Origin of the sequence: Pseudomonas shirazica, from assembly GCF_015168335.1 — a bacterium.
Classification (GTDB): Bacteria; Pseudomonadota; Gammaproteobacteria; order Pseudomonadales; family Pseudomonadaceae; genus Aquipseudomonas; species Aquipseudomonas asiatica.
The window spans coordinates 158,198-171,010 of sequence record NZ_CP063456.1 but is presented as its reverse complement, the minus strand read 5'-3'; the positions used below and the strand labels follow the sequence as shown (position 1 = coordinate 171,010).

At 64.8% G+C, this 12,813-nt stretch carries 13 protein-coding genes; 5 read left to right on the top strand and 8 right to left on the bottom strand.

Going from position 1 to position 12,813, the window contains the following annotated elements; translation table 11 throughout:
- Window positions 1-9: 9 nt before the first annotated feature.
- The gene (locus IMX18_RS00810) at window positions 10-1,362 is read right to left on the bottom strand and encodes an MFS transporter (RefSeq protein WP_015271909.1); all 1,353 of its coding nucleotides are present in this window, start codon (window positions 1,360-1,362) and stop codon (window positions 10-12) included.
- Window positions 1,363-1,623: 261 nt separating this feature from the next.
- Between IMX18_RS00810 and IMX18_RS00805 the strand changes: the two genes are divergently transcribed.
- Window positions 1,624-2,331, top strand: coding sequence for a FadR/GntR family transcriptional regulator (locus IMX18_RS00805; RefSeq protein ID WP_217189969.1), 708 nt, complete (start codon window positions 1,624-1,626; stop codon window positions 2,329-2,331).
- A 148-nt stretch (window positions 2,332-2,479) separates the two neighbouring features.
- Here IMX18_RS00805 and IMX18_RS00800 read toward each other — a convergent pair whose 3' ends face one another.
- The 4 genes from IMX18_RS00800 to IMX18_RS00785 all read right to left on the bottom strand — a co-directional run bounded on the left by IMX18_RS00800 (window position 2,480) and on the right by IMX18_RS00785 (window position 5,827).
- The gene (locus tag IMX18_RS00800; protein ID WP_054573609.1) at window positions 2,480-3,490 is read right to left on the bottom strand and encodes a zinc-dependent alcohol dehydrogenase family protein; all 1,011 of its coding nucleotides are present in this window, start codon (window positions 3,488-3,490) and stop codon (window positions 2,480-2,482) included.
- 163 nt (window positions 3,491-3,653) lie between these two features.
- Entirely contained in the window at window positions 3,654-4,244 is a 591-nt protein-coding gene (locus IMX18_RS00795) for an HAD family hydrolase (RefSeq protein ID WP_013974314.1), read from the bottom strand.
- Window positions 4,241-5,110: an acyl-CoA thioesterase II gene (gene tesB, locus IMX18_RS00790; protein ID WP_025340733.1), complete on the bottom strand. Its 870-nt coding sequence runs from the start codon at window positions 5,108-5,110 to the stop codon at window positions 4,241-4,243. The genes IMX18_RS00795 and tesB overlap by 4 nt, the downstream gene beginning before the upstream one ends.
- Before the next feature lie 147 nt (window positions 5,111-5,257).
- Window positions 5,258-5,827, bottom strand: a complete 570-nt coding sequence (locus IMX18_RS00785) for a GNAT family N-acetyltransferase (protein WP_013974316.1) — start codon at window positions 5,825-5,827, stop codon at window positions 5,258-5,260.
- Window positions 5,828-6,006: 179 nt separating this feature from the next.
- On the opposite strand from IMX18_RS00785, the gene pmrG reads away from it, so the two are divergent.
- The 3 genes from pmrG to IMX18_RS00770 all read left to right on the top strand — a co-directional run bounded on the left by pmrG (window position 6,007) and on the right by IMX18_RS00770 (window position 9,171).
- Window positions 6,007-6,693: a lipopolysaccharide core heptose(II)-phosphate phosphatase PmrG gene (pmrG, locus tag IMX18_RS00780; protein ID WP_100413346.1), complete on the top strand. Its 687-nt coding sequence runs from the start codon at window positions 6,007-6,009 to the stop codon at window positions 6,691-6,693.
- A gap of 173 nt (window positions 6,694-6,866) precedes the next feature.
- A complete protein-coding gene (locus IMX18_RS00775) occupies window positions 6,867-7,781 on the top strand; it encodes a histone deacetylase family protein (protein WP_061303542.1) in 915 nt (304 codons plus the stop codon).
- Window positions 7,782-7,929: 148 nt separating this feature from the next.
- The gene (locus IMX18_RS00770) at window positions 7,930-9,171 is read left to right on the top strand and encodes a TIGR03862 family flavoprotein (RefSeq protein WP_100413347.1); all 1,242 of its coding nucleotides are present in this window, start codon (window positions 7,930-7,932) and stop codon (window positions 9,169-9,171) included.
- A gap of 126 nt (window positions 9,172-9,297) precedes the next feature.
- Here the strand turns inward: IMX18_RS00770 and rhlE1 are convergent, their stop codons facing one another.
- Together rhlE1 and yedA are read right to left on the bottom strand one after the other, a co-directional pair.
- A complete protein-coding gene (rhlE1, locus tag IMX18_RS00765) occupies window positions 9,298-10,629 on the bottom strand; it encodes an RNA helicase RhlE1 (protein ID WP_013974320.1) in 1,332 nt (443 codons plus the stop codon).
- A 55-nt stretch (window positions 10,630-10,684) separates the two neighbouring features.
- Entirely contained in the window at window positions 10,685-11,605 is a 921-nt protein-coding gene (yedA, locus tag IMX18_RS00760; protein ID WP_054573605.1) for a drug/metabolite exporter YedA, read from the bottom strand.
- 154 nt (window positions 11,606-11,759) lie between these two features.
- Between yedA and IMX18_RS00755 the strand changes: the two genes are divergently transcribed.
- On the top strand, window positions 11,760-12,209 hold the full coding sequence (locus tag IMX18_RS00755; RefSeq protein ID WP_015271918.1) for an Lrp/AsnC family transcriptional regulator: 450 nt from the start codon (window positions 11,760-11,762) through the stop codon (window positions 12,207-12,209).
- Here IMX18_RS00755 and IMX18_RS00750 read toward each other — a convergent pair.
- The gene (locus tag IMX18_RS00750) at window positions 12,206-12,811 is read right to left on the bottom strand and encodes a 3'-5' exonuclease (protein WP_039613572.1); all 606 of its coding nucleotides are present in this window, start codon (window positions 12,809-12,811) and stop codon (window positions 12,206-12,208) included. The genes IMX18_RS00755 and IMX18_RS00750 overlap by 4 nt on opposite strands.
- Between the last annotated feature and the right edge of the window lie 2 nt (window positions 12,812-12,813).

Here is a 12,813-nt window from a genome sequence, read left to right as displayed (position 1 = left end):
TCGCAGTCATCAATGGCTCTGACCCAGGGCCGAAGGGGCCTTGAGGTCATCGGAAGGGACGCCCTTTGGGCGAGTGCGTACGAAGAAGATGGCAATGGCCGCCAGCACCGAGGTCACCGCCAGGCCGTACAGGCCGCCCTGGATCGAACCGGTCTGCTGCTCCAGCAGGCCGAAGGTGGTGGGGGCGACGAAGCCGCCGAGGTTGCCGACCGAGTTGATCAACGCGATCACCGCTGCGGCGATGCGGGCATCCAGGTAGCCCTGCGGGATCGGCCAGAACAGTGACGACGCCGACTTGAAACCGATGGCCGCGAAGCACACCGCGACAAAGGCGAACACCGGCCCACCCGTGGTGGACATGAACATGCCGATGGCAGCGATCACCAGCGCACCTGCGACCCAGGCCTGCTGGAACTTCCAGCGCGCCGAGCCGGCGGCGAAGGCATACATGGCCAGGATCGAGATCAGCCACGGGATCGAGTTGAAGAAGCCGACCTGCAGGTCGCTGAGGTCACCCATGCGCTTGATGATGCTCGGCAGCCAGAAGGTCGCGGCGTAGATGGTCAGCTGGATGCAGAAGTAGATCAGGCAGAACAGCAGGATCTGGCGGTCCTTGAGCAGGCTCCAGGCCGATGGCCTGACCGCGCCGACCGCTTCGCGCTCAAGTTGCTCGCGATCGATGGCGGCCACCAGTGCTTCCTGCTCGGCCTGGCTCAGCCACTTGGCGTCCTGCGGCCTGGAGTCGAGCCAGAAGAACACGAAGAAGCACAGCGTCACCGAGGCCATGCCTTCGATGAACAGCATCCACTGCCAGCCATGCATGCCCAGGCCCTGGATCTGCATCAGCGCGCCGGCCAGCGGCCCGGAAATCAGCGACGCCAATGCCGAGCCGCTGAGGAAGATGGCAATCGCCTTGCCACGCTCGGCGGCCGGCAGCCAGCGGGTGAAGTAGTAGATCACCCCGGGGAAGAAGCCCGCTTCGGCAACCCCCAGCAGAAAGCGCAGCACGTAGAACTGGGTTTCGTTCTGCACGAAGGCCATGGCCGTGGCCACCACCCCCCAGGTGAACATGATGCGGGTCAGCCACAGCCTTGCGCCGACCTTCTGCAGCAGCATGTTCGAGGGCACTTCGAACAACGCGTAGCCAATGAAGAACAGGCCGGCGCCAAAGCCATAGGCCGCGGCGCTGATGCCCAGGTCGCTTTCCAGATGGGGGCGGACGAAGCCGATGTTGACGCGGTCCAGGTAGTTGACGATGAACATGATGACGAACAGCGGCAGGACGTGGCGCTTGACCTTGGCCACGGCGCTGGCCAGGGCGTCGCCTTCATTCCGGGCAGACGGAGCGAGGGTATCGTTCACTTGCGGATCTCCCACTAATTGTTTTTGTGCGGGTCGAGGTTGTCTGACATGGCAGTGGGGAGGAGCATATGCGCAGCGAAGTTGTACGACAAGATCAACAACATCGGCAAAATCACAAAATACAAGCTAACGCAAAGCCTATATGCGTCGATCTTGCAAAAACAGACAAACTACTCGCTGGCTTGACCGCAGGAAAAATCGGCAAAAAATATTTTTATCGATTAACTTGTCGTACAAGTACAACAACAATCGGATCACACCATGGCCACCGAACAAGCCTACAAGCGCGGCCACAGCCGTGCCCATGACCTGGTCTCCAGCCTGACCCAACAGATCTTGCTGGGCACCTTCAAGCCAGGCGACAAGTTGCCCTCGGAGAACAGCCTGGTGCGCGAGCACGGGGTGAGCCGCACCGTGGTCCGCGAGGCCCTGTCGAAATTGCAGGCCTCGGGGCTGGTGGAGCCACGCCACGGTATCGGTACGTTCGTGATGGAGCGCCAGGCCCAGGCCGGCCTGCGCATCGCTGCGGAAAGCGCGGCGAATGTGCGCGACCTGCTGGAGCTGCGCATCGGCCTGGAAGGCCAGGCCGCCGCCTTGGCCGCGCTACGTCGTGATGAGGGGCACCTGAGGCGCATGCGCCAGGCGCTGGATGACTACCAGGACCTGGCCGCCGCTGGCGACAGCTGCATCGAGGCCGACCGGCGCTTTCACCTGTTGATTGCCGAGGCCACTGGCAACCTGTACTTCACTGAAATGCTGTTGCAGCTGGGCAACGGCCTGATCCCGCGCAACCGCATGGCCCTGGCCGAACGCAGCGGGGCGAAGCTGGCGCGGCAGGCGTACCTGGCCAACCTCGAGCATGAGGCGATCCTCAATGCCATCCGCCGGCAGGATCCGGACGCGGCGCGGGCAGCGGTGTGCCTGCACCTGTCCAATAGCCGCGACCGACTACTGCCCGAACAGGCCTGACACGATCCCCTTTAGGAGCGGCCTTGTGTCGCGAAAGGGCTGCACAGCAGCCCCTCGATTTCAGCTACAGAATTGCAGGCCGGGGGCCGCTTTGCGGCCCTTTCGCGACACAAGGCCGCTCCTACAAAGAGAACCGCATCAGGCCCTGTTACCAGGTCAGGCAGATTTTACCGAAATGCCGGTTGCTCTCCTGATAACGGAACGCCTCGACGATCTGCTCCAGCTCGAAATGCTTGTCCACCACCGGCCGCAGGCCGTTGGCATCGATCGCCCGCACCATCGCCTGCTGCTGGGCGCGGCTGCCCACCAGCACGCCTTGCAGGCGTATCTGCCGCACCAGCGCCTGCACCAGCGGCAACTGCCCGGCCACGCCGGTGAGGATGCCGATCAACGACACGTGCCCACCAATGCGCGCGGCAATCATCGATTGCTCCAGCGTCGCCGCGCCACCCACTTCGATCACATGATCGACGCCGCGGTTGCCGGTCAGCTCGCGCACTTTCTCACCCCACGCCGGGACGCTCTTGTAGTTGATCAGGTGGTCGGCACCCAGGGCCTTCAGGCGCTCCAGCTTGGCGTCGCTGGAAGAGGTGGCGATCACCGTCGCGCCGGCCAGCTTGGCAAACTGCAGGGCGAAGATCGACACACCGCCGGTGCCCTGCACCAGCACCGTATCGCCGGGCTTGAGGTGGTCGTCGCACATCAGCGCGCGCCAAGCCGTGAGACCGGCCGTGGTCAGCGTGGCAGCTTCTGCATGGCTGAAGCCCTTGGGCGCCAGGGTGAAGGCGGTGGCGCGAGCGGTGACCTGTTCACGGGCGTAACCATCGATACCGTCGCCGGGCACCTTGGCGAAGCCTTCCACATTTGCCTGGCCGTCGAGCCAGTCGGGGAAAAAGGTACTGACCACATTGTCGCCGACCTGAAACTCGGTGACGCCGCTCCCCACCGCGACCACTTCGCCAGCGCCATCGGCCATGGGGATGCGCCGCTCGCTCGGGCCCCACATGCCGCTGACAACGGCGAAATCGTGGTAGTTGAGAGAGCTGGCGTGCAGGCGCACGGTGATCTCGCCGGCCTCGGGTGAAGAGGCCTCGCAGGTGCCGACCTCGACCTTGTCGTAGCCGCCGCCGGGTTTTACGTAGATGGCCTTGCTGGTCATGGATAGGTCTCCGTTCAGGGAAAAGATTGGGGTTCAGCATAGACAGGTCCGGCCCTATCGCCGGCAAGCAAGCTCCCACAGGTATTACACAAGTCTCAGCTCTAGTGGTGTCCCTGTGGGAGCTGGCTTGCCGGCGATAGGGCCCACATTCCCAACACAAGATTCAGCCCAGCATCACCTTCAGCGCCCGGCAATCGGCCGCATGCCAATCCACCAGCTCCGGCCACGGATTGTCCGGCAGGTTCACCAGCACCGTGCGCGCCCCTGCGGCACGCCCACAGTCCAAATCAAACCGGTAATCCCCCACCATCACCAACTCACCCGGTGTCACACCCCAGGCATTGGCAATCTTCAGCAGCCCATCCGGGCTTGGCTTGGGCGCTGCTTCGTCACGCCCCAGAATGTGCTCCACCGGGAAGCAGTCCGCCAGGCCGATGGCCTCCAGCGTCACATGCGCCAACTCACGGGCATTGCGGGTCAGAATGCCCAGCCGGCAACCACGCTGGGCCAGCTCGCGCACCAGTTCCACCGCCCCGGTGGCCGCCGTGGAGGCAATTGCCAGATCACGCTCGTGCTCCAGCAGCCAGGCATGCTTGGCCGCCGCCTCGTCCGCCGGCAAAGCTGCCAGGTGGGTGAGGATGTCGTGCTCGGCCGGGATATCCAGCGCCACGCGGATGGCGGCAAAATCGTGCACGGCCACGGTCAGGGTGCCGTCCATGTCGAACACCCAGTTGCGCACCTCGCCCAGGCTCATGCCCAGTCCTTGCGGTGGCGAATCAGGCCTTCCTGGCACGACGACGCCACCAGTTGCCCGGCCTGGTTGAAGATGCTGCCGCGGCAGAAGCCACGGGCATTGCCCGCCCAGGGGCTGTCGGTGGCGTACAGCAGCCACTCGTCGGCACGCAGGTTGCCATGGAACCACAGCGAATGGTCGAGGCTGGCGATCTGCATGTCACGCTGCCACACCGATTTGCCATGGGGCAGCAACGCAGTGGTCAGCAGGCCGAAGTCCGAGGCGTAGGCCAGCATGTATTTGTGCAGGGCGGGAATATCGGGCAGGTTGCCGTCGGCGCGGAACCAGGCGTACTTCACCGGGTCGCCAGGCTGGGGGTTGAACGGGTCGCGCTCGGTGACCGGGCGGATCTCGATCGGCTTGGCGCACAGCACCTTGTCGCGAATGCGTTCGGGCAACTGGTCGGCCATGGCCCGGGCCAGCTCGACTTCAGTGGGCAGGTTCTCCGGGCCGACCACCTCGGGCATCTGCGCCTGATGCTCGAAACCTTCCTCGTCGTACTGGAACGAGGCGCTGCAGGTGAAGATCGGCTGGCCCTTCTGAATCGCAGTCACCCGCCGGGTGCTGAAGCTGCCGCCATCGCGCACACGGTCCACCGAATACACCACCGGCAGGCTGGCATCGCCAGGGCGCAGGAAGTAGCCGTGCAACGAATGCACATGGCGTGCATCCTCGACCGTCTGGCTGGCCGCCGACAACGATTGGCCCAGTACCTGCCCGCCGTACAGCTGGCGAAAGCCCAGGTCCTGGCTGCGGCCACGGAACAGGTTCTCCTCGATGGACTCGAGGCTCAACAGGTCGACCAGGTCGTCCAACACATGACTCATCGGGGGTTCTCCGTAGGAGCGAGTCTTGCTCGCGATGCGCCGTCCAGGCGGCGCTCGATCTCATAGGCGCTGAACATCTTGCGGCAAGCGCCCTCCATTAGGGAAATGATACAGGGTTTGTCATTCGCGCCGGGCATGGCCATGCATTCAGGCGCGCAGGGTACGCTCCCAGTGAGCTCGATCGATGCGGTACAGCACATGCGGGCGCAGCGGATGGCCCACGGGCAGGCGCGGGTGTTCGAAACTGCCATTCAGGTCCTGCTGCATACCGATGGCCTGCATGACCTTCTGCGAGGGCAGGTTGCTCTCGCTAGTGAACGACACCACTTCCTCCAGGCGCAATTGGGCGAAAGCACAGCGCAGGCATGTCCACGCCGCCTCGCTGGCGAAACCCAGGCCCCAGTGGCGGCGTGCCAGGCGCCAGCCGATCTCCACCGCCGGCGCAAAATCGGCATCGAAGCCCACGTGCAACAACCCGGTCATGCCGATGAAGGCACCACTGTCCTTGCGCTCCAGGGCCCACAGGCCAAAGCCGTACTCATTGAAATGCCCGCGCACGCGGCCGATCAGCGCGGCTGCCTCCAGGCGTGTCAGCGGCGCCGGGAAGTAGCGCATCACCTGCGGGTCGGCACACAGGGCGGCGAACTCGCGCAGGTCGTCGTCGTGCCATTGGCGCAGTACCAGCCGCGCGCTTTCCAGTTGCAGGATAGGGGTCATCGGGCGTGCTCCGGTTTTACCGTCTTGCAGTTTACAGCGTAGGCGCGGGTGCAGGTTTCACCTAGCCGGCGTGCCCGAATGCAATTTTCACACGCCCTTCACCGCCCCCCGACAGGCCTGTTGGCAGGATGCCAGCCAACACCGTCGCGCCAGCCGCGACCATGCCAACGGAGCAACGCATGCTATCGAGCAACACCCTGGGGCACCCTGCCATCCACGCCCGGCGCAAGCGACGCCTGACCCGCAAAGCCCTCGGTGCCGCCCTTGGCCTGTGCATGGTCGTGGCGGCGTTGAGCACCTGGCTGGCGACGAGGACGCACATCGTGGACCTTGGCAACGAACGACAATTGAGTGACAGCGGCCTGCTGCAGGACTGGGCCGACGGTGCGGTGATCGTGATGATCCGCCACGCCGAGCGCTGCGACAGCGCCCCCGGCCCGTGCCTGGACGACCCCGCCGGCATCACCGTGGCCGGCAGCCAGGCTGCCGGACATGTTGGCCAAGGGCTGCACCAGCTGGGCCTGAACAACGCCGATATGCTCAGCAGCCCGAAACTGCGCACACGGCAAACCGCGCATTTCATCCTTGGCCAGGCGGTGGCCAGTGAGGACTGGCTGGAAAGCTGTGACAGCCAGTTCGCCAGCGAAGCGCTGGCACACAAACGACCGGGGCATAACCTGGTGCTGGTGACCCACAACGGCTGCATCGACCATTTTGCCCGCCAGCAGAAAGTTGCGGGGGGCGAGCGTGAGAGCGGCTATGCCAGTGCGCTGTTCGTTTCGGTGGATGGCAATGGCAAGACGCGCATCCTCGGCCGCCTGAACGAGCCGGACTGGCAACGGGTGCTGGCCAGTACCACGAAATAACGCCCCCTCGTGGCAAACACGCCCTGTAGGAGCGGCCTTGCGCAGCCCTTTCGCGACGCAAGGCCGCTCCTACAAAGGCCGGCGCTGGCCAGGAGATTGATGCCAGGCAGGTTCTCCCACAGCAGTCTCCAGCCATGGCAAGATCAGCACTGGCCCCGATTGCGACCCCACCCATGCCGTTGCCGCTGATCTACCACGAAGACTACAGCCCGGAGTTCCCTGCCGAACACCGCTTCCCCATGGACAAGTTTCGCCTGCTGCACGACCACTTGATCGACAGCGGACTGACCACCGACCAAGCCCTGCTGCGCCCGGACATCTGCCCCAACGACATCCTCGCCCTGGCCCACGACCGCAGCTACATCGAGCGCTACATGAACGGTGACCTGTCACGCGAGGACCAGCGCCGCCTCGGCCTGCCCTGGAGCGAGGCCCTGGCCCGGCGTACCGTGCGCGCCGTAGGCGGCTCGCTGCTGAGCGCCGAGATGGCGCTGCAGCACGGCATCGCCTGCCACCTTGCCGGCGGTACCCACCACGCCCATTACGACCACCCTGCCGGCTTCTGCATCTTCAACGACCTGGCCGTGATCAGCCACTACCTGCTGGAGGCTGGCCGGGTACACCGGGTGCTGATCTTCGACTGCGATGTGCATCAGGGTGACGGCACCGCGCGCATCCTGCACGACACACCAGACGCCATCACCGTGTCGCTGCACTGCGAACAGAACTTCCCGGCGCGCAAGGCACAAAGCGATTGGGACATCCCCCTGCCGCGCGGCATGGGCGACATGGCCTACCTGAAGGTGGTGGACGACGCCCTCAACTACCTGCTGCCACTCTATCGACCCGACCTGGTGCTGTACGACGCCGGGGTCGATGTGCACAAGGACGACGCCCTGGGCTATCTGCAACTGACCGATGCAGGTGTTGCCGCCCGTGACGAAGCGGTGCTGCGCCACTGCCTGGGCCGCGACATCCCGGTGGTGGGCGTGATCGGCGGTGGCTACAGCAAGGACCGCGCAGCCCTGGCCAGGCGCCACGGCATCCTTCATCACAGCGCGGCACGCGTCATCGGTTGTTCACAATGACTGTGGAACCGCTTGTGGATAACCTGCGGGAAAGGCGCTGCAGCCCTTTACAGGCAAGGCCTGCAAAGCTCTGATCATTTTTTGAGCAGTACTTCTGCAGGCCGCGCTGCGCTAGAATGCGCCTCTTTTCCACAGCCTGCTGCCCACCATGCCTGATCTGAGCCCCGCCTCCCCTCCCCTCGCTGTCGTCATCGGCGGCGGCCCAGCCGGCCTGATGGCCGCCGAAGCACTGGCCCAGGCGGGCCTGGCGGTCGAGGTGTTCGATGCCATGCCTTCGGTGGGCCGCAAGTTCCTGCTGGCGGGTGTCGGTGGCATGAACATCACCCATTCCGAGCCCTACCCGGCGTTCGTCAGCCGGTATGCCGAGCGCCAGGGCGAAATCGCTGCGCTGCTGCACGACTTCGATGCCGACGCCTTGCGCCAGTGGATTCACGGCCTGGGCATCGAAACCTTCGTCGGCACCTCGGGCCGGGTGTTCCCCACCGACATGAAAGCCGCGCCACTGCTGCGCGCCTGGCTCAAGCGCCTGCGCGACAACGGAGTAGTTATCCACACCCGTCACCGCTGGCTGGGCTGGAATGCCGAAGGTGCATTGCGGGTTGCTTATCCACAAGGCGAGCGGCTGGTGAAGGCTGCCGTGGTGGTGCTGGCGCTGGGTGGCGGCAGCTGGGCGCGACTGGGCTCGGACGGTAGCTGGCAGCCGCTGCTGGCCGAACGGGCTGTGGATATCTCACCCTTGCAGCCCAGCAACTGCGGTTTTGAAGTGGCAGGCTGGAGCGCGCTGCTCAAGGACAAGTTCGCCGGTGCGCCGTTGAAGAACATTGCCCTTAGCGTTCCTGGCAGCGTGCCGCGCAAGGGCGAGTTCATCCTCACCGCGCAGGGTGTGGAAGGCAGCCTGGTGTATGCATGGTCAGCGCCGGTGCGCGAGGCCATCAACCGTGAGGGCCACGGGGTGTTGCTGCTCGACCTGTTGCCGGACAAGCCTGTGGACAAGATTGCCCAGGCGCTGGCCAAACCACGGGGTTCGCGCTCCATGGCCAAGCACCTGCACAGCCAGCTGGGTATCGATGGGGTCAAGGCTGCGCTGCTGCGCGAGCTGACCGATCAGGCGACCTTTGCCAACCCTGATGCCTTGGCGAAAGCGATCAAGGCCTTGCCGATAACACTGGTACGCACGCGGCCGCTGGATGAAGCGATCAGTAGCGCGGGTGGGGTGCGTTTCGAGGGGCTGGATGAAGGCTTGATGGTCAAGGGCATGCCGGGGGTGTTCTGTGCAGGCGAGATGCTGGACTGGGAGGCGCCGACTGGGGGGTATCTGCTGACAGCGTGCTTTGCCAGCGGCTTGCGCGCCGGACGGGCGGCGGCGAATTGGGTTATGCGGGTTTCCTGACAGATTGTCGGGGCTGCTTTGCAACCCATCGCCGGCAAACCAGCTCCCACAGGTACAGCAGTGGCCTTGAGAGCAGCGCAGTACCTGTGGGAGCCGGCTTGCCGGCGATGAGGCCAGGTCAGGCAATCAAGGCTTACGCTTGCGCGCCCCACCATTGAAGCTCGGCACCTTGCGCACTGCCTTCACCGCCGGCTCCGCACTGCCTGATTCAGCGCTGTCCATCCAGCGCCCCAACCCGCGCTTGGCGCTGTTTTCCTTCGGCTTCTTGGGCTTCTTCGGCTTCTTGATCACCTGGCCACTGGCGTCGGTCATCGGCACCCGGTGGTCAGGGATGAAGTCCGGCTCTTCATGACGCGGCAGGGTCTGCCGCGTCAGCACTTCGATCGCCGCCAGCAGCTGCACTTCATCGGCACACACCAGCGAGATAGCCTCGCCCTTGTTGCCCGCCCGCCCGGTACGCCCGATGCGGTGCACGTAATCCTCGGCAACGATCGGCAGGTCAAGGTTGACCACCAGCGGCAAGTCATCGATATCCAGGCCGCGGGCCGCCACATCGGTCGCCACCAGCACCTGGATTTCGCGGGCCTTGAAGCTGTCCAGCGCGCGCTGGCGAGTGGCCTGCGGGCGGTCACCGTGGATACCGTCGGCATTCACACCCTCGGCCAGCAAGCGCTCCACCAGTTGATCGACGCCATTACGGGTCTTGGCGAACACCAGCACCTGCTTCCAGCGCTGCTTGCGCAGCAGGTGGCAGAACAGGTCGACCTTGCGTTTTTTATCCACAGGCACCAGCCACTGCTTGACGCTGGTGGCCGTGGCATTGCGCGGGCTGACTTCGATGCTCAGCGGGTCGTTCAGGGCCAGCCCCGCCAGCATGCGGATCTGGTCGGAAAAAGTGGCGGAGAACAGCAACGTCTGGCGCTTGCGTGGCAGCGCGGCGTACACCGACTGCAGCTCTTCGGCAAAGCCCAGGTCGAGCATGCGGTCGGCTTCGTCCAGCACCAGGGTCTGCACCTGGTTGAACTTCACGGCGTTCTGTCGGAACAGGTCGAGCAAGCGCCCCGGGGTGGCCACCAGCAGGTCGACGCCACGGCGCAGGCGCATCATCTGCGGGTTGATGCTGACCCCGCCATACACCGCGTAGGTGCTCAGCGGCAGGTTCTCGGCGTACTCGCGCACGTTGTTGTGCACCTGCTCGGCCAGCTCACGAGTGGGCACCAGCACCAGCGCGCGGATCGAGTTGCTGGCCACCTTTTCGCCTTCCAGCGCCAGGCGCTGCAGCACAGGCAGGGCAAAGCCCGCGGTCTTGCCGGTGCCGGTCTGGGCCGCGGCCATCAGGTCGCGGCCGGCCAGCACGGCGGGGATGGCCTTGGCCTGCACCGGGGTCGGGGTGGTGTAGTCCAGTTGCTGCAGGGTGCGCAGCAGCGGTTCGATCAGGCCGAGTTTGGCGAAATTCATGGCAATACCGTCAGGGGGTTCAGCGAAGGCGGCAAGTTTACCGCATCACCCCTGCCTACTTGCAGATTTCGCCTTTCAATGGCTGCGCCGGCTCAGGTGCCTTGCGCCACTGCGGCAGGCCGATCAGCACCACCGCGCCGATGATCACCGCCATGGCCACACACTCTTCGGCACCAATCTGCTCACCGGCAAAGACGATACCCAGCAGCACGGCCACTGCCGGGTTGACGTAGGCATAGCTGGTGGCAGCTGCCGGGCGCACGTGCTTGAGCAGGTACATGTAGGCACTGAACGCCAGGATCGAACCGAACAACACCAGGTAGGCCAGTGCCCCCCAGCCGGCAGCGGTCGGCATCTGCGTCATGCGCTCGCCAGACAGCGCGCTGCCGAGCAGCAGCACAGCGCCACCAACGAGCATTTCCGCGGCGCTGGCCATGGGCCCCTGGGGCAGCGGCAAGGTCTTGCTCCACACCGAGCCGAACGCCCACGACGCCGCCGCAAAGATGATCAGCGCCGCGCCAATCGGGCTTGCCTGAAGGTTGGAGCCCAGGTTCAGCAGGCCGATACCCACCAACCCGAGGGCGATCCCCGCCCACTCCAGCTTCGAATTGCGGTGCCCGAACAGCAGGCCGAACAGCAACGTGAACAGCGGCACCGTCGCCACCGCCAGCGCAGCGACGCCCGAGGCCACACCGGCATGCTCGGCCACGGTCACGCCACCGTTACCACAGCTGAGCAGCAGGAAACCGATCGCCCCCGCAGCCCGCCACTGCGGCCAGGTCGGTGCCGGCACACCGCGCCAGCGCAAGAAGCCATACAGCAGGCCCCCGGCAATCAGGAAGCGCACCCCGGCCATGAGCATCGGTGGCCAGCTCTCGACGCCTATGCGAATGAACAGGTAGGTGGAGCCCCAGACCAGGTACAAAGCCAGGAAAGCGCCAATGAGCAACAACGGGAAGCGACGGGAGGCAGGCATGGGAAACACTCGAAATCCGTTTACGGGTGGCTTAGTTTAGAAAGGCCACCGTGTAAACTTAAGTTACAAAACAGCTTTAAATTACCCGAACACTTTGCATTGCATGGTTATTCGGATGCTTTTCAATCGAATCGAAACCAGGCAGGAATAACCCATGGACAAGTACGACCGCATGCTGCTCGCCGCCCTGCTCGACAATGGCCGCGCCACCTTCGCGCAACTGGCGCGCCAGGTGAACCTGTCGGCGCCGGCGGTGGCCGAGCGGGTGGCCAAGCTCGAGGCCAGCGGGGTTATCACCGGCTACCAGGCCAAGGTCGACATGAGCAAGATCGGCCTGCCGATCCAGTGCGTGATCGAACTGCGCCTGGCCAGCCACGGCAACCAGCAGGCCTACGAAGCGTTGACCCAGATCCCCCAATTGACCGAATGCCACCGGGTAACCGGCGACCCCTGCGTCATCATGCAGGCAGCGGTGGGTTCGATGCCGGAGCTTGAAGAGCTGATCAACCGGGTCGCGCAGTTCGGCTTCAGCAAGACCTCGATCATTCTCTCCAGCGCTGTGGAGCGGCGGGTGCCGCTGGCGCAACTGGAGAAGAAGCCCTAACAGAACCTGGCCAGGGTTTCACGAACCTTGGCGGCCGGGGTTTTCTGCAGGCGGCAGAGCAGGTCGTGCGAGAGTTGCTGTACACCATGGCCCTGGCGCAGCACACCAGCCAGGTGTTGCAGCAGGTTGGCGGCCATTTCGGCATCGGCCATGGCCCGGTGCGCGGTACCGGTATCCGGCAGCCCGGCCCAGCGGGTCAGGGTGCCCAGTTTGTGGTTCGGTGCCGCCGGCAACAGGCGCCGTGACAGCAGCAAGGAGCAGGCGAAGGCCTGGCTGCGGCTACGGCCGATGCGGCCCAGTTCGTAGTCCCAGAACTTCTGGTCGAAGGCGGCATTGTGTGCCAGCAACGGGGTGCCACCAACGAACTCGGCCACTTCGTTCATCACCTTGTCCACCGGCGGCGCACTGCGCAGCATGGCGGTGGTGATACCAGTGAGCCCGGCGACGAATGCCGGTACCGGCACACCCGCGTTCATCAGGCTCTGGTAGCGCTCGACGATGCGCCCGCCCTCCAGCATCACCACCGCCACCTCGGTGGCGCGGCAGCCGGCGCCGGGGCTGATGCCGGTGGTTTCAAAGTCGATGACAGCGATACGTTCCATGC

Excerpts from the sequence above, each read along its gene's own strand:
- IMX18_RS00805 (WP_217189969.1), top strand. The coding sequence starts at position 1,624 with ATGGCCACCGAACAAGCCTACAAGCGCGGCCACAGCCGTGCCCATGAC.
- IMX18_RS00800 (WP_054573609.1), bottom strand. The coding sequence starts at position 3,490 with ATGACCAGCAAGGCCATCTACGTAAAACCCGGCGGCGGCTACGACAAG.
- IMX18_RS00795 (WP_013974314.1), bottom strand. The coding sequence starts at position 4,244 with ATGAGCCTGGGCGAGGTGCGCAACTGGGTGTTCGACATGGACGGCACC.
- tesB (WP_025340733.1), bottom strand. The coding sequence starts at position 5,110 with ATGAGTCATGTGTTGGACGACCTGGTCGACCTGTTGAGCCTCGAGTCC.
- IMX18_RS00785 (WP_013974316.1), bottom strand. The coding sequence starts at position 5,827 with ATGACCCCTATCCTGCAACTGGAAAGCGCGCGGCTGGTACTGCGCCAA.
- pmrG (WP_100413346.1), top strand. The coding sequence starts at position 6,007 with ATGCTATCGAGCAACACCCTGGGGCACCCTGCCATCCACGCCCGGCGC.
- IMX18_RS00775 (WP_061303542.1), top strand. The coding sequence starts at position 6,867 with ATGCCGTTGCCGCTGATCTACCACGAAGACTACAGCCCGGAGTTCCCT.
- IMX18_RS00770 (WP_100413347.1), top strand. The coding sequence starts at position 7,930 with ATGCCTGATCTGAGCCCCGCCTCCCCTCCCCTCGCTGTCGTCATCGGC.
- rhlE1 (WP_013974320.1), bottom strand. The coding sequence starts at position 10,629 with ATGAATTTCGCCAAACTCGGCCTGATCGAACCGCTGCTGCGCACCCTG.
- yedA (WP_054573605.1), bottom strand. The coding sequence starts at position 11,605 with ATGCCTGCCTCCCGTCGCTTCCCGTTGTTGCTCATTGGCGCTTTCCTG.
- IMX18_RS00755 (WP_015271918.1), top strand. The coding sequence starts at position 11,760 with ATGGACAAGTACGACCGCATGCTGCTCGCCGCCCTGCTCGACAATGGC.
- IMX18_RS00750 (WP_039613572.1), bottom strand. The coding sequence starts at position 12,811 with ATGGAACGTATCGCTGTCATCGACTTTGAAACCACCGGCATCAGCCCC.